At 73.3% G+C, this 22,395-nt stretch carries 9 protein-coding genes; 7 read left to right on the top strand and 2 right to left on the bottom strand.

What is annotated here, in order from left to right:
* Genes ACIBG8_RS36290 through ACIBG8_RS36260 form a run of 7 tightly spaced genes read left to right on the top strand, consistent with a single transcriptional unit; the run spans position 1 to position 20,222 of the window.
* Positions 1-999, top strand: a complete 999-nt coding sequence (locus ACIBG8_RS36290; RefSeq protein WP_397347651.1) for a hypothetical protein — start codon at positions 1-3, stop codon at positions 997-999.
* Positions 996-5,813, top strand: a complete 4,818-nt coding sequence (locus tag ACIBG8_RS36285) for an amino acid adenylation domain-containing protein (protein ID WP_397347649.1) — start codon at positions 996-998, stop codon at positions 5,811-5,813. Before ACIBG8_RS36290 ends, ACIBG8_RS36285 begins: the two co-directional genes overlap by 4 nt.
* Positions 5,810-11,989 carry an amino acid adenylation domain-containing protein gene (locus tag ACIBG8_RS36280; RefSeq protein WP_397347648.1) on the top strand — a complete coding sequence of 2,060 codons (6,180 nt, stop codon included), beginning with the start codon at positions 5,810-5,812 and terminating at the stop codon, positions 11,987-11,989. The genes ACIBG8_RS36285 and ACIBG8_RS36280 overlap by 4 nt, the downstream gene beginning before the upstream one ends.
* Complete coding sequence (locus tag ACIBG8_RS36275) at positions 11,986-17,685, top strand: amino acid adenylation domain-containing protein (RefSeq protein ID WP_397347646.1); 5,700 nt, start codon at positions 11,986-11,988, stop codon at positions 17,683-17,685. Before ACIBG8_RS36280 ends, ACIBG8_RS36275 begins: the two co-directional genes overlap by 4 nt.
* Complete coding sequence (locus ACIBG8_RS36270) at positions 17,675-18,904, top strand: MFS transporter (RefSeq protein WP_397347644.1); 1,230 nt, start codon at positions 17,675-17,677, stop codon at positions 18,902-18,904. Before ACIBG8_RS36275 ends, ACIBG8_RS36270 begins: the two co-directional genes overlap by 11 nt.
* Complete coding sequence (locus tag ACIBG8_RS36265; protein ID WP_397347642.1) at positions 18,904-19,509, top strand: class I SAM-dependent methyltransferase; 606 nt, start codon at positions 18,904-18,906, stop codon at positions 19,507-19,509. Before ACIBG8_RS36270 ends, ACIBG8_RS36265 begins: the two co-directional genes overlap by 1 nt.
* Positions 19,506-20,222 carry a thioesterase II family protein gene (locus tag ACIBG8_RS36260; protein ID WP_397347641.1) on the top strand — a complete coding sequence of 239 codons (717 nt, stop codon included), beginning with the start codon at positions 19,506-19,508 and terminating at the stop codon, positions 20,220-20,222. Before ACIBG8_RS36265 ends, ACIBG8_RS36260 begins: the two co-directional genes overlap by 4 nt.
* Before the next feature lie 51 nt (positions 20,223-20,273).
* On the opposite strand, the gene ACIBG8_RS36255 is transcribed toward ACIBG8_RS36260, so the two are convergent.
* Together ACIBG8_RS36255 and ACIBG8_RS36250 are read right to left on the bottom strand one after the other, a co-directional pair.
* The gene (locus tag ACIBG8_RS36255) at positions 20,274-21,014 is read right to left on the bottom strand and encodes a YqcI/YcgG family protein (protein ID WP_397347640.1); all 741 of its coding nucleotides are present in this window, start codon (positions 21,012-21,014) and stop codon (positions 20,274-20,276) included.
* A complete protein-coding gene (locus ACIBG8_RS36250) occupies positions 21,007-22,359 on the bottom strand; it encodes an AraC family ligand binding domain-containing protein (protein WP_397347639.1) in 1,353 nt (450 codons plus the stop codon). The genes ACIBG8_RS36255 and ACIBG8_RS36250 overlap by 8 nt, the downstream gene beginning before the upstream one ends.
* Positions 22,360-22,395 lie beyond the last annotated feature (36 nt).

The following is a 22,395-nucleotide window of genomic DNA, read 5'->3' as shown; positions in this document are numbered from 1 at the left end:
ATGTACGAGTTGTTCCTGCTGGAGCCGGCCGATCTGCCCAGCGACCAGGAGTCCCTGTCCAGGGCGGTGCGCGCGGCGCGCGAGCCGCACGACCACCCGGCCATCTCCGACGCCGAGCTGCTCGGCCACATCGCCGCCGCGCTGCGCGAGGAGCCCGCCCTCGTGCCCGTCCCCCAGTCGACCGAGCAGATCGGCGGCAAGACCGGGCCAGGCGCGCTCGCCGAGCACGACTTCTACTTCCTGGTGCACCGGGTGCAGGGCGACCCTGCGGCGGTCTACCGGCACAGCGTGCTGCTGGCCTACCGGGAGCTGCTGGAGAGCGCCCGCGAGATGGGCTCGACCATGGACGACGGGCCGTGGTGCGCGTTACGCGACGGCTTCGACGCGATGTTGCACTACATCGGCGTGCCGTTCGCCGGGTTCGCCTGCGGGCGCAGACCGCAGCCGGCGGGCGAGCTGACCGCGGGCGACTACGACCCGCACCGGCGCTGGCGGGCCGGGCACCACCTGTTCTTCGTGCAGATCCAGAGCCTGGTGATCGCGGTCAACTGCCTGACCAGGGCGTTCGACGAGGACGACCTGGCCGGGGCCGAGTCGGCGCTGACCCTGATGACGGTGCTCATGGCGAGCTCGGCCGCCACGCTGCGGTTCGCCGCCGACTTCTCCCCCGCCGACTACGACGAGCTGGTCGTGCCGTCGATGAAGCCGCCCTACCTGGAGCCGGGTTTCAGCGGCATCCAGTCGCGCGACCACCTGTACCTGGTGCGGCTGCTCATGAAGCTCAAGCCCAGGTTCAGGACGCTCGACCCGCGGCTGGCGCCAGCGCACCAGCGGTTCGTCGAGGCGCTGGCCGACGCCTACGACGCGCACGCGCTGGTGTGCTCGCGCTTCGGCGGCGAGGACCGGCCGAGCCTGCTCATGGCGGGCGACGCGCCCCAGCTGGCCACCCAGGCGATCCGCAGTCTCAAGCGCAACAGACTCAGGACGGTGAACCCATGAGCTTCTCCAGCATCCTGCGGTCCAGGGCGGACGAGCGCCCGGACGGCGAGGCGTTCACGTTCCTGCTGGACGGCGACCTGACCGAGGTCACGGTCAGCTACGGGGAGCTGGACCGCCGGGCCAGGAACATCGCCGCCCTGCTCCAGGAGCGCGGCGGGCGCGGCCAGCGGGTGGTCCTGCTGTACCCGCCCGGACCCGACTACGTGGCCGCGTTCTTCGGCTGCCTGTACGCCGGGGCGATCGCGGTGCCGGCGTACCCGCCGCTGGAGGAGCGGCAGATGCCCAGGCTGCTGGCCATCGTGGCCGACTGCGACCCGGCCGTGGTACTGACCGTCAGCGCGTTCCGCGGCCTGGCCCAGGGTTCGCTGGCGTCGCTGACCTGGCTGGAGACCGACGGGTACGGCGAGGCCGAGCCGTCCCTCGTGGCCGCCGGGCCCGAGGACGTGGCGTTCCTGCAGTACACCTCGGGATCCACCGGCACCCCCAAGGGCGTGATGGTGACGCACGGGAACCTGCTGCACAACTCGGCGATGATCAAGGAGCGGTTCGAGCACACCGGGGAGAGCCGCGGGGTGATCTGGCTTCCGCCGTACCACGACATGGGGTTGATCGGCGGGATCCTGCAGCCGATCTACGCCGGGTTCCCGGTGACGCTGATGTCGCCGCTGGACCTCCTGCGCCGGCCGTACCTGTGGTTGAAGGCGGTCTCGCGGTTCGGCGGGACGACCAGCGGCGGGCCCAACTTCGCCTACGACCTGTGCGCGCGCAAGGTCACCGAGGAGGAGCGGGCCGGGCTGGACCTGAGCAGCTGGCGGGTGGCGTTCGACGGCGCCGAGCCGGTGCGTACCGAGACGATCGACCGGTTCTGCGCGGCCTTCGAGGGGTCCGGGTTCCGTCGCGAGGCGTTCTACCCGTGCTACGGGCTGGCCGAGGCGACGCTGATCGTCACCGGCGGCCGGGTCTCCGACGTGGCGGTCACGGCGTCGCACGAGGGCCGTACGCACGTGAGCTGCGGGACGTCCGCCGGCGACCAGTCGGTCGTGGTGGACGCGGCCGACGGCGAGGTCGGCGAGATCTGCGTGCGCGGGCCGAGCGTGGCCGCCGGGTACTGGGGCAATCCCGCCGAGAGCGCCGCCGTGTTCGGCGGCGGGTACCTGCGCACCGGGGACCTGGGGTTCCTGCGTGACGGCGAGCTGTTCGTCACCGGGCGGATCAAGGACGTCCTGATCGTGCGCGGGGTCAACCACTACCCGGACGACATCGAGCGGACGGCCGCCGAGGCGCATCCGGCGCTGCGTCCCGGGTGCGGGGCCGCCTTCCAGTCGGGCGACCGGCTGGTGCTGGCCTTCGAGCTGGACCCCAGGGCGGACGCCGATCCGGCCCAGATCACCCGCGCCGTACGGCAGGCCGTGTTCGCAGCGCACGGCCTGCACCTGGACGAAGTGGTGCTGCTCGCCAAGGGCGCGATCCCCAAGACGTCCAGCGGCAAGGTCAGGCGCTCGGCGTGCCGCGACACCTACGAGTCCTCCGCGGCCGGCGGTGCGTTGTTGCGTATCGCCCGTGAGGTGCTGGAGAGCGACGACGTCACCCCTGACGAGCCGCTGTCGTCGTTCGGGCTGGACTCGTTGCGCGCCATGGAGTTCTGCGCGCGGGCCGAGCGCGAGGTCGGCGTGGTGGACATCGCCGACCTGCTGAGCGGCTGCTCGGTCGACGACCTGGCCGGCCGGGTCAAACCGGTCACGACCGCGGACCAGCCCCTGGATGGGGAGACGCGGCTGACCGAGGGTGAGCAGGCCATGTGGTTCCTGCACCACCTCGCGCCCGCCAGCGCCGCCGCGTACCGGATCACGGTCGCGGCCGACGTGACCGGCGACCTGGACGTGGAGGCGCTCAGCCGCGCCTTCGACACGCTGGCCGCCCGGCACCCGGGCCTGCGCACCCGCTTCCCCCTCGTGGACGGCGAGCCGGTGCGCGTCGTGGACCAGCGGTTCCACCTGACCGTGCACGAACCCGTCCCGCTGGACTGCCGGTCGCTGGGGGATCCCGACCCCTACGACGTCAGCGTGCCGTTCGACCTGCAGAACGGGCCGCTCTGGCGGGCCGACCTCCACGTGCGGGGGCCGGGACGGGCGGTGCTGGTGATCAGCGCCCATCACATCGTCAGCGACCTCTCCTCGCTCGGCCTGCTGTTCGCCGAGCTGCGCAGCCTCTACGAGGGCGACGGGGCCGCGCTGCCCGAGCCGGGCGACCCGCGGGCGAGCGTCCGCCGGGAGCGGGCGCTGCTGTCCGGGAGCGGCCCGCTCGTGGAGTTCTGGCGCGACCGGCTCGACGAGGCGCCGGCCGCGCTGGAACTGCCCGCCGACCTGCCCCGCCCGCCCGTCCAGACCTACCGCGGCGCCACCAGGACCGTCACCCTCGGCCAGCCCGTCCTGGACGCGGTGCGGCGGGCCGGGTCGGGGGCCACTCAGCACGCGACCCTGCTGGCCGCCTACGCCTGGCTGCTGCACCGCTTCACCGGGCAGGACGACCTCGTCATCGGCACCCCGTCGGCGGCGCGTACCCACCACGACGTCTCCAGGCTGGTCGGCTACCGGGTGAACCCGCTGCCGATCAGGGTCGGCGTCTCCTCCCGCGAGCCGTTCGCCGCGTTCGCCGGGAAGGTCCAGGAGGCCATGGCGGCCGCGCTCGCCCACCAGGACCTGCCGTTCCCCGTCCTTGTGCAGGAGCTCGCGCCGCCGCGCGACGCCTCGCGCACGCCGGTGTTCCAGGTGTTCTTCGCCTCCCAGGACCTGCCTTCCGCCGGGGCGCTCGGGCCGTTCTCGCTCGGTGCCGGCTCGCTGCGGCTCGGCTCCGCCGTACTGACGCCTCGTGCCGGGGAGCCGGCCACGGCGCAGATGGACCTCATGCTGGAGGTGGCGTCCGGCGCTGACGGGCTGACCTGCAGGTTCACCTACAACGCCGACCTGTTCACCCCTGCGGTGATCGACCGCATGGTGGCCGCGTGGCGGACCCTGCTCACGTCGGTGGACGCCTGGATGCGCCCGCTCGACCTGGACCTGGTCGGCGACAGGGCGGCGGGCGCGCCCGTCGTCGCGGTCGACCTCACGAAGCCGCTGCACACGCTCGTCGAGGAGCAGGCCGACCGGACCCCTGCGGCCCTGGCCGTGGGCACGCTCACCTACGCCGAGCTGGACCGGCGCGCCAACCGGGTCGCCGCCGCGCTGCGCGAGGCGGGCGTGGGCGTCGAGGACCGGGTCGGGATCCGCATGCAGCGGGGCGTCTCGATGATCGTGACGATGCTCGGGGTGCTGAAGGCGGGCGCGGCCTACGTGCCGCTCGACCCGGGACTGCCCGAGGCCCGGCTGGCGTACATGGTCGAGCAGGCGGGCGCCAAGGTCGTGCTGACCGGCGAGCCCGAGCACGCCTGCGACGAGCGGGTGCCCGTCCAGGTGACCGGCGCGAACCTCGCCTACGTCATGTACACCTCGGGCTCGACCGGGGAGCCCAAGGGCGTGGCCGTGCCGCACTCCGGCGTGGTCAACCTCCTGGCGGCCTTCGACCACGTCGAGCCGCTGGAGCCGGGGGCCAGGTGCGGGTGGTGGACGAGCTTCGCGTTCGACGTGTCCGTCCACGAGATCTTCAGCGCGCTGTGCTCCGGCGGGTCGGTGCACGTCGTGCCCGAGGAGGTACGGCCCGACCCGCGCGGGCTGCTCGGCTGGCTGGCCGAGCAGGCGATCGAGGTCGTCTACGTCCCGCCGTTCCTGCTGGCCGACCTGGCCGGGCTGCTCGCGGCCGGTGCTCCTGCGCCGCCGCTGCGCCGCCTGGTCAGCGCGGTCGAGCCGATCCGCGAGCAGGTCGTCGCGACCCTCCTGGAGCACCTGCCCGGGGCCAGGTTCGTCAACGGCTACGGACCGACGGAGGCCACCGTGTACGGCACGGCCCACTGGACCGGCCGCTCCGGCCTCGGCGACGGCAACCTGCCCATCGGCACGGCCCTGGCCAACGTGCCCGCCTACATCCTCGACGCCGACCTGCGCCCGGTCCCGCCGGGCGTGACCGGGGAGATCTACCTCGGCGGCGCAGGGGTGACCCGCGGCTACCACGGCAAACCCGGCCTCACCGCGGAACGGTACCTGCCCGACCCGTTCGTCCCGGGCGGCCGCGTCTACGCGACGGGCGACCGGGCCAGGCATCGGGCCGACGGGGCCATCGAGTTCCTGGGCCGCTCCGACCAGCAGCTCAAGGTGCGCGGGCACCGGGTGGAGCCGGGCGAGGTCGAGCAGCTGCTCGTCCGCCACCCGGCCGTCCACGAGGCGCTCGTCCTGCCGCGCCCGGGGCCTGACGGCTCCACGCTCCTGGTGGGGTACGTGCGGCTGCTGTCGGCCGCCGACCTGGTGTCCTACCTGCGCGAGCACCTGCCCGGCTACCTGGTGCCGAGCGCCCTGGTCGAGGTCGGTGAGTGGCCGGTGACGCGCAACGGCAAGCTCGACCGCCGCGCCCTGCCCGACCCCGACTGGGGCTCGGGCACGTTCACCGCCCCGCGCACCGAGGCGGAGCGCGCCGTCGCCGACGTGTGGCGCGCCCTCCTCGGCGTCCCCAGGGTCGGCGTCGACCAGGACTTCTTCGCGATGGGCGGCCACTCGCTGCTCGCCGCCCGCGCGGTGACCGAGCTGCGCGAGCGGCTGCACGCCGACCTGCCGATCACCGCCGTCTTCGAACATCCGACCGTGGAACGGCTGGCGCGCGCCATCGGCGCCAGGCCGCAACTCCCTCCGATCACCGCGCTCCCGCGCAGAAGGGTGATGGCGCCATGACCGAGGACGTCTTCCCGCTGTCCTACGCTCAACGCCGGCTGTGGCTGGCCGAGCAGCTCGCCCCGGGCACGGCGCGGTACGCGGTCCCGGCGGCGCTGCGGCTGCGCGGCCCGCTGGACGCCGTGGCGCTGCGCCGGGCGTTCGACGCCGTGGTGGCCAGGCACGAGGTGCTCAGCACCACGTTCGGCGACCAGGACGGCGAGCCGGTGCAGTTCGTCGGCGGCTCCCCCGCGCCCGCGCTGGAGGTGGCGGAGCTGCCGCTGCCCGAGGCCATGGCCGCGCTGCGTGACCTGGCCGCGCAGCCGTTCGACCTGGTGCGCGGGCCGCTGGTCAGGGCGCGGTTGTGGCGGGTGGCCGACGACGACCATCTGCTGCTGGTCTGCCTGCACCACATCGTGGCCGACGCCTGGTCGCTGGGCGTGCTGCTGTCCGACCTGGCCGCCTGCTACGAGGGCCGGGACCTGCCCGCGCTGGCCGTGCAGTACGCCGACTACGCCGCCTGGCAGCGCGCGCACGTGACCGGGCAGGCGCTGGAGGGGCAGCTCGCGCACTGGCGGGAACGGCTCGCCGACCCTCCGCTCAGCCCGCCCAGGGAGAACGACCCCGGGTTCGCCGCAGCCACGCTGCGGGTTCCGCTGCCTCCCGCGTTGGAGGAGGCGGTGGGCAGGGTGGCGCGCGCGTCCGGGGCCACGCCGTTCGCGGTCGTGCTCGCGGCGTTCGCCGCGCACGCGGGGGCCGACGACATCGTGATCGGCACGGCCACGTCCGGGCGGACACGGCCCGAGCTGGAGCCGCTGGCCGGATATTTCGTCAACACGCTGGCCGTACGGCTGCAGGCCGAGGATGACCCGTCGTTCTCCTCGTTCGTCACGCACGTCAAGGAGCGGCTGGTCGACGCCTACACGCATGACGCCGTGCCGTTCGAGGTGCTGGTGGAGGAGTTGCGTCCAACGCGGCGGGCAGGGCGTGACCCGCTGTTCGACGTGATCGTGGCCGCCCGTGAGGATCCGCTGTCCGTCACCGGGATCGGTGCTGCCTCGCTGGAGCTGATCGACCTCGACACGACCCAGGCGAAAACGGACCTGACGGTGGAGCTGCAGCGTCTCAACGGGTCGAGCGTGTTGCGGTTCGACTACGCGACCGGGGTGTTCTCCTCGGCCGCGATCGAGGAGCTGGCCGCCGCGCTGCTCGCGGTGCTTTCCGCCGCGTCGTCTGATCCGTCGGTGCGGCTGTCGACGCTGCCGACGCTGTCGCCGTCCGAGGCTTTCGAGGTCCTGCACGCCTGGAACGCGACGTCCCGGCCGCTGCCGCCGGTGCCGACGATTCCCGCGGTGTTCGCCGATGTGGTGGCCGAGCGGTTCGGCGAGGTCGCGGTGGTGGACGGGGCGGTTTCGCTGACGTACGGCGAGCTGGACCGGCGTTCCGACGCGCTCGCCGCGGTGTTGCGCGAGCGTGGGGTGTCGGCGGAGAGCCCGGTGGGCGTGTGCCTGGAGCGGTCGGCGGACCTGATCGTCGCGCTGCTGGCGGTGGTGAAGGCCGGTGGGGCCTACCTGCCGCTGGATCCCGCCTATCCGGCGGACCGGCTGTCCTTCATGGTCGCCGACGCGGGTGCGCGGCTGGTGGTGACGTCGTCGCCGGGTTTCCCCGCCGACGTGCCGACGATCGTTGTCGGGCAGGAGCACCCTGTACCGGCCGTTCCCCTTCCTGTCGCCGACCCCGACGGTCTGGCGTACGTGTTGTTCACCTCCGGGTCCACCGGGACGCCCAAGGGGGTCGGGGTGACGCACCGCGGGGTGGTGCGGCTGGTCCGCGACGTTGGTTATGCGCACCTCGACGCCACCCGCACGATGCTGCACATCTCGTCGATCTCCTTCGACGCCGCCACCTACGAGATCTGGGGCGCGCTGCTCAACGGCGGCAAGCTGGTCGTGGCCCCGCGCCAGGCCTACAGCCCGGCCGAGGTCGGCGCGCTCGTCCGCGCGCACGGCGTCACGTCGGCGCTGCTCACCACCGCGCTGTTCAACACGATCGTGGACGAGGATCCGGAGGCGTTGCTGCCGCTGGAGGAGATCCTCACCGGCGGCGAGGCCGCCTCCCCCGCCCACATGGCGCGGGCCGCGCGGGCGCTGCCCGGCACGAGGATCGTCAACGCGTACGGCCCGGCCGAGATCACCGTGATCGCCACGACCCACCCGGTGGCGGACACCGGTGGCGCGATCCCGATCGGGCGGCCGATCACCAACACCCGCGTCTACCTGCTGGACGCGCACCTGCGGCCGGTCCCCACGGGTCAGGTCGGGCAGGTGTACGCGGCAGGTCCCGGGCTGGCGCGCGGGTACGTCGGCCGTCCTTCCCTCACCGCCGATCGTTTCCTCCCCGACCCGTACGGCTCGCCGGGCGACCGGATGTACGACACGGGTGACCTGGCCTGCCGCACCCCCGAGGGGGAGCTGGTGTTCGCCGGGCGGGTGGACGACCAGGTGAAGATCCGTGGCCGCCGGGTGGAGCTCGGCGAGATCGAACACGCCCTGACGCGGCTGCCCGGCGTCTCCCAGTCCGTCGTCGTCGCCCGGCCCGCCCAGGACGGGACCCTGCGGCTGGACGGGTACGTGGTCGGCGACGGCGCCACGGTGCTGGCGCGGCTCGCCCGGGTGCTGCCCGCGCACATGATCCCGGCGACGCTCACCGTGCTCCCCGCCCTGCCGGTGACCACGGGCGGCAAGATCGACCGCCGCGCCCTCCCCCTGCCCACGACCGCGACGGCCCGAGAGGCCACGGGCTTCTCGGGGACCGCCCATCCTGGCGAGGTCGCGTGGGCGCCTGGGACGGCAGCCGAGCGAGCGGTCGCCGCGGCCTTCTCCGACGTGCTGGGGGTGGAGGCCGGCGGGGATGACGACTTCTTCGCCCTCGGCGGCCACTCGCTGTCGGCCTCCCGTGCCGTCTCCCGCATCAGGGCGGCCCTGGGCGCGGACGTCCCGCTGCGTGCGCTGTTCGAGCACCCCACCGTCAGGGAGCTGGCCGCCTGGGTGGCTGCGGAGAGCGCCGCCGCCACCGGTCCCGAGCTGGTCAGGCGCGCGCACGACGGCGACGCCGAGGCCTCGTTCGGGCAGGAGCGGCTGTGGTTCCTCGACCAGCTCTCCGCCGACCCGTCCGTGTACGTCGTCCCCATGGGTCTCGACGTCGAGGGTGACCTCGACCTCGCCGGGCTCACCCGGGCCCTGGCCGGTGTCGTCGACCGGCACGAGACGCTGCGCACCTCGTTCACCGTCGCCGACGGCGTGCCCAGGCAGCGTGTGCACAGCGAGGTGACCGTCCAGGTGACCCTGGCCGACCTCCAGGGCCTGCCGCCGCAGACCGCGGCGGAGCACCTGGACAGGCTCACCGACGACCAGGCCGCGCGCGCCTTCGACCTGGCGCACGCGCCCCTGATCCGGGTCACCCTCGTACGGCTGGCGAGGCAGCGGCACGCGTTGCTGTTCGCCGCGCACCACCTCGTCTTCGACGGCTGGTCGGCGGCGGTCCTGGCGCGCGACCTGGTCGCCGGGTACCTGGGCGAGGGGCTGCCCGCCCTGACCGTCCAGTACGCCGACTTCGCCGCCTGGCAGCGCGCCTGGCTCAGCGACGACGTCCTGGAGGGGCAGCTCGCCTACTGGCGCGACAAGCTCCAGGGCGTCGAGCCGCTGGAGCTCGCGGCGGACCGGCCGCGGCCCGCCGTACCCACGCATGCGGGGGCCACCGTGCCCGTGCACCTGGGCAGGGAGCGGGCCGAGGCGGTCCGTGCGGTCGCCGAGCGGCACGGGGTGACCGCGTTCATGGTGCTGCTGGCCGGGTTCGCCGTCCTGCTGGCCCGGCACTCCGGGCAGCGGACGGTCACCGTCGGCACGCCGGTCGCCGGGCGGCCTCGCGCGGAGCTGGAGGAGCTGATCGGGTTCTTCGTCAACACGCTCGTGCTGCGGGTGGACACCGGGGGCGAGCCGACCGTGGCGGAGCTGCTGGCGCGGGTCAGGGAGGACACGCTGGGCGCCTACGCGCACCAGGACGTGCCGTTCGAGCGGCTGGTCGAGCAGCTCGCGCCGCGGCGTGACCTGTTGCGGTCGCCGCTGTTCCAGGTGATGTTCGCCCTGCAGAACAGCCCTGGGGCGGTGGTCGAGCTGCCCGAGCTGACGGCGACGTCGATCGTGGTGCAGCCGCGTACGGCCAAGTTCGACCTCACGTTGTCGCTGATGGAGGAGGACGGGTTCCTGGAGTACGCCACGGACCTGTTCGACGAGGACACTGCTACGGCCCTGGTCGCCAGATACCTGCGGGTCCTCGACGGCATCGTCGCGGAGGGCGCACTCGACCTGCTCGGCGCCGAGGACCGGACCCTCGTGCTGGAGACCTGGAACGAGACGCGCGCCTTCTACGACCCAGAGACGACCCTGCACGCGCTGGTCGCCGCCCAGGCGGCCCGCACCCCTGACGCGGTGGCCGTACGGTGCCCGGCCGAGCTGCTCGACGGGCCCGACTTCACGCTCACCTATGCCGAGCTGGAGGAACGGGCCGATCGTGTGGCCGGATACCTGGCCGGGCAGGGGGTCGGGCAGGACGACGTGGTGGCCGTGTGCCTGCCTCGCTCCCCCGACCTCGTGGTCGCGCTGCTCGGGATCCTCAAGGCGGGCGCGGCGATCCTGCCGCTCGACCCAGAACATCCCGCCGCCCGCAGGGAGTTCATGGCCGCAGACGCCGGGGCGAAGGTCGTCCTGGGCGCGCCGCAGTACGGCGCGGCGGAGCCGTACGAGAGAGCCCTGCCGCAGTCGGGGGCGTACGTGATCTACACCTCCGGATCGACGGGGCGGCCCAAGGGCGTGGTCGTGCCGCACGCCGCCATCGCCAACAACCTGCTGTGGATGCAGCAGGACTGGCCGCTCGCGCCGGGCGACCGGCTGCTGCAGAAGACGCCGATCACGTTCGACGTGGCCGTCAAGGAGGTGTTCTGGCCGCTGATCGCCGGGGCGGAGCTGGTCCTGGCCAGACCTGGCGGGCAGCGCGACCCCGAGTACCTCGCCGAGCTCATCGGCCACGCCGGGATCACCGTCGCGCACTTCGTCCCGTCCATGCTGGACGCGTTCCTCACCGTCGCCGCGCACCGCCCGGCCGGGCAGACGCTGCGGCTGGTCATGTGCGGCGCCGAGACGCTGTCCGTCGCCACCAAGGACCGCTTCTTCGACCTGCTCGACGCCGACCTCCTGCACATGTACGGCCCGACGGAGACCGCGATCGCGGTCACCGGCTGGCTGTGCGGCAGGGACGCGGCGGACGAGCGGGTGCCGCTCGGGGGGCCGATGCCCAACTCGCGGCTCTACGTGCTGGATGAGCGGCTCGACCCGGTCCCGCCGGGCGTGTGGGGCGAGCTGTACGTCGGCGGCACCCCCGTCGGCCGCGGCTATCTCGGGCGGCCGTCGCTGACCGCCTCGTCCTTCGTCCCCGACCCGTACGGCCGGCCGGGCGGCCGCCTCTACCGGACGGGCGACCTGGTACGGCACCGCCGTGACGGGCTGCTGGAGTTCCGCGGCAGGGCCGACCACCAGGTCAAGGTGCGCGGCTTCCGCATCGAGCTGGGCGAGATCGAGGCCGCCCTGCTGCGCCACCCCTCGGTACGGCAGGCCGTCGTCATCGCCCGCGGCGAACCGACCCGCCTCGTCGGCTACGTCGTCGCCGACGGCTCACCCGACCTGCGCGGGCACCTGGCGGAGACGCTGCCCGACTACATGATCCCCAGCCGGATCTGCGTCCTGGACGCCTTCCCGCTCACCACCAACGGCAAGGTCGACCGGGCGCTCCTGCCGGAACCAGCGGAGGAGCGGCCGGAGCTGTCCGCCTCCTACGCGGAGCCGGCCGACGACCGGGAGCGGCGGGTCGCCGCCGTGTGGAGCCGCCTGCTGGGCGTGGCGCGGGTCGGCAGGCACGACGACTTCTTCGAGCTCGGCGGGCACTCGCTGCTGCTCACCCAGGTCGCCGCGGGGATCCGCGCCGACTTCGAGGTGGAGCTGGCGCTGCGCGAGCTGTTCGAGGCGCCGACGGTGGCCGGGATGGCGGCTGCCGTCGCGCGGTCTTCCTCAGGTCCGGCCAGGCCGTCGATCAAGCGGCTGTCCAGGGCGGCCTATCGCACCCAGCAGGAGGTGAGCGTCCTATGACCGTCATGGCTTCCACCTACGAGTTCCCGGCGTCCTTCCGTCAGGAGCGGCTGTGGCTGCTCGACCGCGTCGGCGGGGGCCAGGTGTACCTGGTGCCTCTGGCGTTCGCGTGCGAGGGCGAGCTGGACGTGCCCGCGCTGGCCTCGGCGTTCGCGGCGCTGGTGGACCGGCACGAGTCGCTGCGCACGGCGCTGCGTCCCCGCGACGGCGCCTGCCGCCAGGTCGTCCACGACGACGTCACCCTCCGCTTCGACGTCGTCGACCTGACCGCCCTGGAAGGGGCAGAAGGGGTGGCGGATGCGTTGATGGCGGCTGAGGGGCGGCGGGGGTTCGACCTCGCCGAGGCGCCCCTGCTGCGGGTCGTGGTGGTACGGCTGGCCGGGGCCAGGTCGCTGCTGCTCGTCACCCTGCACCACGCGGTGTGCGACGCCTGGTCGGTCGGCGTGATGCTGCGCGACCTGGCGGCCCTCCACGGGGGCGCGGTCCTGCCCGATCCTGCCGTGCAGTACGCCGACTTCACCGTCTGGCAGGACGAGCAGTTCCACGGCGGCGGCTTCGACCAGCAGCTCGCCTACTGGCGCGACCGGCTGGCCGGGAGCCCGCCCACGCTCGAACTCCCCACCGACCGGGCCCGCCCCCGCCTGCCGTCCCACCAGGGGGCCGCGCTGCCGTTCGCGCTGCCGCCCGAGATGGCGGAGCGGGTCAGGCGGGTGGCCAGGGCGCGCGGCGCGACCCCGTTCATGGTGCTGCTGACCGCCTACGCGCTGGTGCTCGGAAGGTATGCGGGCACCGAGGACGTGGTGATCGGCTGCCCGGTGGCCGGGCGGACCGACCCCGACCTGGACGACCTGGTCGGGTTCCTGGTCAACACCCTGGTGCTGCGCGTGGACCTGGGCGGGTCGCCGAGCGTGGCCGACCTGCTGAAGCGGGTCAGGACGACCGTGCTCGACGCCTACGCCCATCAGGACGTGCCGTTCGAGCGGGTCATGGAGGATCAGGGGCGGCCGCCCAGGCTGTCGGTGCTGTTCGCGTTCCAGCTGCTGTCCGCCGGCGGGTTCACGCTGGGCGGGGTACGGCTGCGGCCGGTGTCGACGCACACCGGGGGCGCGCGGGCCGACCTGACGCTGTCGTTGCACGACGGGGCGGGTGAGCTGGCGGGGATCATCGAGTACGCCACGGACCTGTTCGACAGGGAGAGCGTGGCGGGGCTGGCGTCGAGCGTGCGGCACGCGCTCGTGGGGTTGCTGGACGCGCTGGAGCACGACCAGACCCGGCCTGCTGGCGACCTCGACCTGGCCGGTGACCTCGGCGCGCACCTGACCGCCTGGGAGACGGGCGCGGCCCCCGCAGCGTGGGGCGGCCTCGCCGTACCCGACGCGCTGGACCACATGCCCAACACCAGGATCATCTTCCCGGACGCGAGGGCTGACGGGGCGGTCGCGTTGGGTGACCTGCTGGCCTGGGCGGACGGGCTGGCGGCGCGGCTCGTGGAGCTCGGGGCGGGGGCCGAGTCGATCGTCGGGATCTCCTGCGACCGCTCCCCAGCCATGCTGGCCGCCGCGCTCGGCTGCTGGCGGGCCGGGGCCGCGTTCGTCCCGCTCGACCCCGCCTTCCCCGCCGACCGCCTGGCCTACATGGCCCAGGACGCGGGTGTGCGGATCATCATCAGCGACGGCGACCACATCCCGTTCCCCTGCGACCACGTCGTGGTGGCCGACCGGGTCAGCCCTGGCCCGGCCGTACCCAGGGAGCCGCTCGCGGCGGAGGCGCTGGCGTACGTGCTCTACACCTCCGGGTCGACCGGCCGTCCCAAGGGCGTGCAGATCAGCCACGGCGCGCTGACCAACTTCCTCGAGTCCATGGCCGTACGCCCGGGCCTGCGCGCGACCGACACCCTCGTCGCCGTCACCACGCTCGCCTTCGACATCGCCCAGCTCGAACTCTGGCTCCCCCTCCTGACCGGCGCCCGGCTGGTGGTCGCCGGGCGCGAGACCGCCACCGACGGCGCGGCGCTGGCCGGGCTCCTGACCACCTCCGGCGCGACCGTCATGCAGGCCACCCCCGCCACCTGGCGCATGCTGCTCGACGCCGCCTGGTCGCCGCCCCCGGGGTTCCGCGTGCTGTGCGGGGGCGAGGCGTTCCCGCCCGACCTGGCCGACGCGCTGCTGCGGGCGGGCGCCGAGGTGTGGAACCTGTACGGCCCGACCGAGACGACCGTCTGGTCCACCACCACCAGGGTCGACGACCCCGCCGCCATCACGCTGGGCGCGCCCGTCGCCAGGACCGCGATCCGCATCCTGGACGCCCACCTGCGCGCGTCACCACCCGGCGTGCCGGGCGAGCTCGGCATCGGCGGCGCGGGAGTCGCGCGCGGGTACCGCGACCGTCCGGCGCTGACGGCCGACCGGTTCGTCCCCGACCCGTACGGCCCGCCGGGCGCCCGCCTCTACCGCACCGGCGACGTCGCCCGGATCACCCACGACGGCCGCCTCGAATACCTGGGCCGCGCCGACAACCAGGTGAAGCTGCGCGGCTACCGGATCGAGCTCGGCGAGATCGAACACCACCTGGCTGCCGTGCCCGGCGTCGCCCAGGCCGTGGTGACGGTGACCGGCGAGGGCGCGGCCGACGCCAGGCTCGTCGCCCACCTGGTGCCCGCCGCCGGGCACGACCCGCACGACCTGACGCTCGCCGTGGTGAAGGGCGCGCTGCGCGACGCGCTGCCGCCGTACATGCACCCGAGCGGGGTCCTCGTCCACCACGCGCTGCCGCTGACGCCGAACGGCAAGCTGGACCGCAAGGCGCTCGCCGCGATCTCGGTGCGCGTCGGGCAGGTGCGGGAGGTCACCGGGCCGCGCACGCCGATGGAGGAGGTGGTGGCCGCCGCGTTCGCCGACTGCCTGAACGCGGGCGCGGTGGACGTGGAGGACGACTTCTTCGCCCTCGGCGGCACGTCACTCACCGCGTCGCGGCTGGTGGACCGGTTGCGCACGGCGCTGGGCACGGACCTGTCGCTGCGTGCCTTCTTCGAACAGCCGACGGTGGCGGGCGTCGCCGTCCTGCTGCAGCGAGGCCTGGGACACGCGGCAGCGACCATCCCCCGCGCCGTCCACGGCGACGGCGCGGTGCTGTCGCCGGGGCAGGAGCGGCTGTTCGTGCTGGAGCGGTTCGGCGACGCGTCGTACCACCTGTCGATGCGCCTGGAGCTCACCGGCGCCCTCGACGTCCCCGCGCTCGCCAGGGCGCTGGGCGAGGTGGTGGACCGCCACGAGATCCTCCGCACCGCGATCACCATGGACGGGCCGGAGCCGCGCCAGCACGTGAGAGCCGACGTCACCCTCCCCTTCGCGGTGATCGAGGCGAACGGGCCCGTCGGCCCGGTGTTGACGGGGGCCCCGTTCGATCTGGCTGAGCCGCCGCTCATCAGGGCCGCACTCGTCAGGCACGGTCCCGCGCGCCACGAGCTGCTCCTGACCGTGCACCACATCGCGTTCGACGGCTGGTCGGCCGGGGTCTTCGCGCGCGACCTGCTCGCCCGCTACCAGGGCGAGCACCTGGCGCCCCTGCCCCTCGCCTACGCCGACTTCGCCGCCTGGCAGCGCGGGGCGGACCCGGCTGACCAGGTCGCCTACTGGAAGGAACGGCTCGCAGGCGCGGAACCGCTGCGGCTGCCCACCGACCGGCCGCGCCCGGCTGTCGGGTCCGGGGTCGGGGGGTACGTGCCGATCCGCCTGGACCGGGCGCTCACCGCCCGGCTGCGCAAGGCGGCCGCCGACCATGCGGCCACGCCGTACATGCTGCTGCTGGCCGCGTTCGCGCTGCTGGCCGGGCGGCGGGCGGGGCAGGACACGGTCGTCGTCGGCACCCCCGTCGCCGGCCGGCCGGTGCCCGAGCTGGCCGACCTGGTCGGGTTCTTCGTCAACACGCTCCCGATGCGGGTGGACCTCGCGGACGGGGCCACGGTCGGTGAGCTGCTGGGCGGGGTCAGGCGGTCGAGCCTGGCCGCGTTCGCCCATCAGGACGTGCCGTACGAGCGGCTGGTGCACGAGCTGGGGCTGCGCCGGGCTCCGCTGGTGCAGGTCATGCTGGCGCTGCAGGACCGGCCGGTGCCCGAGCTGCGCGCCGGTGACCTGGTCGTCACGCCGTTGCCCGCGCACTCGGGGGGAGCGAAGTTCGACCTGTCGGTCTGGTTGCAGGACGGCTCGGACGAGATCGAGGGGATCGTCGAGTACGCGGCCGACCTGTTCGACGCGGCGACGGTCGAACGGCTGGCGGCCGACCTGGTCGAGCTGGTCGAGGCGATCACCGGCGACCCGACCCGGCCCCTGGCGACCTTCGCCGCCGACCCGCACCAGCCCCTGCCCGAGGCGGGAGAGGCGGCGGAAGCAGGGCCGGGTACGGCGGAGTGGGCTCTCACGCGGCGGGTGGGGCGGGTGATCGCCGAGGTGCTCGGCCTGCGGGACGTCACGCCCGAGGACGACTTCTTCGAGCTCGGCGGCACCTCCCTGGCGGCGGTCCGGCTGCAGAGCGCCATCAGGGCGGCCGAGGGCGTCGACGTCCCGCTCAAGCGGCTGATCGCCTGGCCGACCGTCGCCGGGATCGCGTCAGCCGTCGGCGGAGCCGTACAGACAGGTGGCGATCCGCGGGAGGACGGCGTGCTGGAGCCCGGGATCACCGCGGCCGGGCTGCCGGGGCCGAGGAGGTCGCGACCTGCCAGGGTGATGCTCACCGGCGCGACCGGTTTCGTCGGCGCGTTCCTGCTGCGCGAGCTCGCGAAGGAGGCCACCGTCCACTGCCCGGTCAGGGCGGCCACCCCGCAGGAGGGCCTGGCCAGGATCGAGGCCGGGATGCGCGAGCTCCTGCTGTGGGACGACGACCTGCGCCACCGCATCGTGGCGGTGCCCGCCGACCTCGCCAAACCACGGCTCGGGCTCGCCCAGGACGACTACGACGAGCTGAGCGCGGTGGACACGATCTACCACAACGGCGCCCACGTCAGCTTCGCCCTGCCGTACAGCACCCTGCGCGCCGCCAACGTCGGCGGCACCCGCGAGGTGCTCAGGCTCGCCACCACCGGCCACGTCAAACCCGTCCACTACGTCTCCACCCTCGACCTCAAGACGGAAGGCCGCATCACCGAGACCCCGCCCTCGCTCACCACCGGCGACACCTTCGGCTACACGCTCAGCAAGAAAGTCGGCGAGCTGCTCGTCCTGGCGGCGGGCGAGCGCGGCGTCCCGGTGAGCGTCTACCGGCCGGGGCTCATCGGCGGCGACACCCGCACCGGCGCGGGCAACCGGCAGGACTACCTGGCGCTCGCGCTGGAGCAGAGCCTGCGCACCGGCACCCTGCCCGACCCCGCCCAGCTCCGCGTGCACGCCACGCCCGTCGACTGGGTGTGCGCCACGATCGCCGCCAACACCGCCACCGGCATCTTCCACCTCTACGACCCCGGCCCCACCGACCTCACCGCGCTGCCCGGTGCGCTCGCCGCACACGGACACGACCTGACGGTGGTGGACCTCGCCGACTGGCTCGGCGGCGCGGAAGGCGCCCTGTCGGCCTACACCGGCCTGGTCACGGAACCCGACGTCGCCCTGCGCGCGGAGCTCACGCCGCCGCCCGCCCCGGCCGCCTACGTACGGCAGTGCATCGCTTATCTCCTCAGCAGGAAGGACCACGATCATGGCCACTGACCTGGCCGTCCAGCCCGCCCCCGGGCTGTTCACCGCGTTCCGCCACAGGGACTTCAGGCTCCTCGTGGCCGGGCAGACCTTCTCCACGCTCGGCGACCTGTTCTTCGCCGTCGCCCTGCCGTTCCTCGTGCTGCGCAGCGGCGGCGGGGTCGGCGAGCTGAGCCTCACGCTGACCGTCATGGGCGCGGCGCGGCTGGCCAGCACGCCGATCGGCGGGATGGTGACCGACCGGCTCAGCCCGCGCACCGCCATGATCGTCTCGGACGTGGCGCGCGCGGTCATCCTCGTCGCCCTGGCCTGGCTCGGCAGCGCGGGGCAGATACCGCTGGCGCCGCTGCTGACCGTCGCCGCGCTGCTCGGCGTCTTCGAAGGGGTGTACCTGCCCGCCTACCGGGCCATCACCCCGTCGGTGCTGCCCAAGGAGGAGCTGCAGAAGGGCAACTCGGTCGGTGAGGCCTCCTACACGGTCGCCGCGATCGCCGGACCGTTCTGCGCGGGCTTCGCCGTGGCGTGGTTCTCGGTGAGCGCGGTGATCCTGCTCGACGCCGCCACCTTCGTCATCTCCGCGATCACCGTGGCCGCCATGCGGCGCGTCGTCGCCGTACCGGAAGAAGAGGAAGAGCAGGGGGACGGCGCCGGGTTCTGGGCGTTCTTCCGCAGGTCCGCGCTGATGCGGGTGGTCCTGCTGATGACCGGGATGGTGGCGATCACCGCGACCGGCACCATAGCCGTCGCGCTGCCGCTGCTGGCCGAGAGCCGCTTCAGCGACGGCGCCCAGGGCTACGGGATCTTCCTGGGCGTGCACAGCATCGGCATGCTCGCCGGGGCCCTCGGCGCGGGCGCGCTCGCCGGTTCCAAACGGCGCGGGTACATCTCGCTGGCGCTGCTCACCGGGCACGCCCTGGCGCTCATCTCGCTGCCGCAGCTCGTCGACACGCCCGTCGCGATGTTCGCGGTCATCAGCGTGCTCGGCCTGGTCGACGGCGCGCTCGGCATCCTGGTCATGACGCTGCTGCAGCAGATCGCGCCGCCCGGCGTGCTCGGCCGGGTCATGGCCGCCTTCTCCGTCGTCGGCGTCGGCTCCTACCCGCTCGCCGTCGCGATCGCCGGCGTCGTGGTGTCCCAGTGGGGCGTCGGCCCCATGTTCCTGTTCGGCGGGGTCGGACTGCTGTTCGTCGCCGCCTTCGGCCTTACCCAGCGTCCCGTGAGGAGTATCTGATGAGGTTTCGCCCGGTCGACGCCGTCGACCACTTCAACACCATCGCCGACGCCTACGACAGCCGCTTCGGCGACGACTGCGCCCAGTTGCACGACCTCGTCCTCGACCGGGCCTCCGCCGACGGCGTCTCGCCGTCCACGGTCCTGGACGTCGGGTGCGGCACCGGCAGCCTGCTGGCCCGCGTCGCCACCGACTTCCCCGAGGCCACGCTGGTCGGGCTCGACCCGGCTGCCGCGATGGTGGCGGTCGCCGCCGAGCGCGTGCCCGGGGCCGTCCTGCACGTGGGGCGGGCCGAGGAGATCCCGGTGGCGTCCGGGACGATCGACGTGGCGTTCTGCACGACCTCGTTCGCGCAGTGGTTCGACCAGCGGGCCGGGCTGCGCGAGGTCGCGCGGGTGCTGCGGCCGGGCGGGCGTCTCTACCTGGCCGAGCACCTGCCGCCCGGGTGGCTGACGCGGCTCGTCTACCGGGTGCCGCACTTCAGGACCGCCGACCAGCTCAGCGGCCTGCTCGCGCAGGCGGCGCTCCGTGCCGAGCGGATGGAGACCGTGCGGTTGCCCTCGATCGACGACGACGTGCTCGTCGTGACGGCCGTCTCGCCATGAGCGGATGGCTGAGCCCAGCCGCGGGCGTGTCCTCGGAGACGCGCCTGCGGCTGTTCTGCCTGCCGTACGCCGGGGGCGGGGCCGGAGTGTTCCGCGCGTGGCGTGACCTGCTCGGCCCCGCCGTCGACGTGCGTGGCGTCTGCCTGCCCGGCAGGGAGAGCCGCTTCACCGAGCCCCGGTACAGGAAGATGGACGAGCTGGTCGACGACCTGGTCAAGGCGCTCGACGAGCACGTCACCGGCCTGCCGTACGCGTTGTTCGGCCACAGCCTCGGCGCGCTGGTCGCCTACGAGCTGGCCGCGCGCCTGGCCGTGCCGTCCGTGCGTCTCATCGTGTCGGGCAGCAGGGCGCCCAGGTTCGCGGGAACCGAGCGGCGGCTGAGCGACCTTCCGGACGGCGCCCTGGTCAGGGCGCTGACCGAGCTGGGCGGGATGCCGCCGGGGGTCCTCGCCGAGACGGAACTGCTGGAGACGATGTTGCCGATGGTCCGCGACGACCTGGCGCTGGCCGACGACTACCGTCCCGCGCCCCGGCCGCCGCTCTCGTGCCCGGTGACCGCGCTGTGCGGCGACGCGGACGGCAGCGCCCCGCCGTGGTCGATGACCGCCTGGAAGGAGGTGACCACAGGCCCGTTCACCCTGCGCGTCCTGCCGGGAGAGCACTTCTTCGTCCACGACGACCGGATCGTGCACGAGGTCCGGCAGAGCCTGTGACGCGAAGAGACCCTCACCCCTTTCGTCAAGGGGGTGAGGGTCTCTTCGCGTTCAGCTCACCGGCTGGTGCATCCGCAGCGGGCAGGTCTCCCCCGACGGGTCCGCGGTGTCGGCGATGAAATACTGCTTCCACTCGAAGTTCGACGGATCGCCGTAGGACCCCATGACGGGGTGCGACTCGATGGAGTCCCACGTCAGCAGCTTGTCGCGGATCCGACGGCGGGCGGCGGATCCCGCCGGGGTGCCGCCCTCGATGCCACGGAACACCCGGCGCGGCTGGAACAACATCAACATGCCGGGCCCGAGATTACGGCTGCGCCGCATCCGGTGCGTCGGCGCGGCCGCGAAGACGAACATGGCGGTTCCGTGAAAGCTGAACTCCCATTCCGGCTCCTCTGGGCGCCCCGGTATGTCCTCCGGCCAGGGCCTGGCGTCATGGTCGTGCAGGTACTGCAGCACGTCCCAGAAGGACCGCTCGTAGTGGTCGTGCTCCTTCCTTCCCTCCTCCGGCGGGAAGAAGGCGGCGAAGACGTTGCGCCGGTTCGGCTGGGTGGCCGCGAAGTCGAGGAACTCGCGCAGCTGACCGGCCAGGCGCTCCAGCTCCCCGCCCTCGGCGTACGAGCAGTAGAGCTCGTCGAGCTGGAGCGCCCGCCTGCCGAAGTAACACGGGTAGTCCCTGTCGCCGATCTCGGCGCGGAACCGGGCCAGCGCCCGGCCGAACCAGTCGGGACCGGGCACGTCCCCCGTCGCCAGGTGCACCGCGTGCGCGGTCAGGTCCGCGGTCTCAGCCATAGCGCCTGTCGATCTCTTCGGTGATCACCGGCTGGTGGTAGACGCACTCGCCCGACTGGACGACGGATCCGTGCAACCGGTGCTTGGGGATGAACATCATGTCGCCCGGCTTGAACTGGTGGGTCGCGCCGAAGCAGTTCCAGAACTCCATCTCGCCGCTCTCGATGATGAGCAGGCGGTCCTCGTCGTGCACGTGCGTGGTCGAGCACTCCTCCCAGGACTCCACGAACGTGTCGAGCTTGACCTGGATGCCGTTCTCCCTGATCGCCCGCTCCAGGCGGCGGGCCTTGTCGACGTAGTGCTGGGTCGAGTCGATCCAGCGCAGCTGCGTCATCAGGTCGCCGTCGTGCACGTCCTGGAGCACGGTGTACTCCTCGACGCCGCGGGCGATCTCGGCCAGCGCGTCCGGTCCCCAGCGTTCGGCGAGCGGGCGCACAACGCCGTCGACCAGCCCCGACACCACGTCGTTCGGCGCCGCTGCCCTGGCCGGCCTGTCCTGGCCGCCCAGCAGGGCGGTGAACATGGGCGCGTACGGCGGGAGCAGTGCCGTGGAGTCGAGCGTCCTGGCGCACATGGCGCCGATGAAGCGGAACGCGCGGGTGTGGTCGTAGTAGGCGGCGTTGAGGTAGTTCATGATCGCCAGCGTGGACGGCAGGTAGTACTGGAAGTACCAGTGCGCCTGGAAGTCCAGCCCGGCGGCCGCGGACACGCCCCGGGCCAGCTCGTCCAGCTCGCCCCGGTGCACGTCGAAGCCCTGCACGTCGACGACGTCCGTGCGCAGCCGCATGGGCGCGTTGAGCGCGGACGCCTGGAGCTGCAGGGTCATCGTGGTCGCCGCCCTGACCGGGTCGGGCGACCCGGCGACGTAGGCGCTGAGCCCGGCCGCGTGTCCCTCCCGCCGGTCCCTGATCGCGGCCAGCCGTACGGCCAGCGCCTCGACGTCGCCGGGGACCTCCTGCACGGCCTCGGTGACGTAACCGAAGACGTGGCGCTCCAGGAAGGGGCGGACGGCGTCGCCGAGCAGCCGGTTCTGCTCGGAGTAGAACATCCGGTAGTCGGCCCAGCGCTCGGGGGTGAACGTCACCGGCAGCAGCAGCCGCCTGGTGTCGTAGATGTTGAGCAGCATCCGGTGCGCGATGAGGCTGCTCAGCTCCATCGCCCGGTCGCGGGTGATCGGGGTGCTGTAGTCGATGAACGTGAGGTCCTCCGGCCGGACCGGCCGGCGGTAGGGGTTGTCGTCGATGACCAGCTCGCTGAACTGCGCGCTTCTGAAGAGCGGATTCTCCGCGTAGACCTTCAGCGGATCGGTGACGCGCTCGACGTCCAGTATCGGGGTTGGCGCCATGACTCCTGCCTCTCTGGATGACACAACTTTCGACAC

It is taken from the genome of Nonomuraea sp. NPDC050556 (assembly GCF_044457355.1).
Lineage (GTDB): Bacteria > Actinomycetota > Actinomycetes > Streptosporangiales > Streptosporangiaceae > Nonomuraea.
This window is presented reverse-complemented; position numbering and strand designations above follow the sequence as displayed.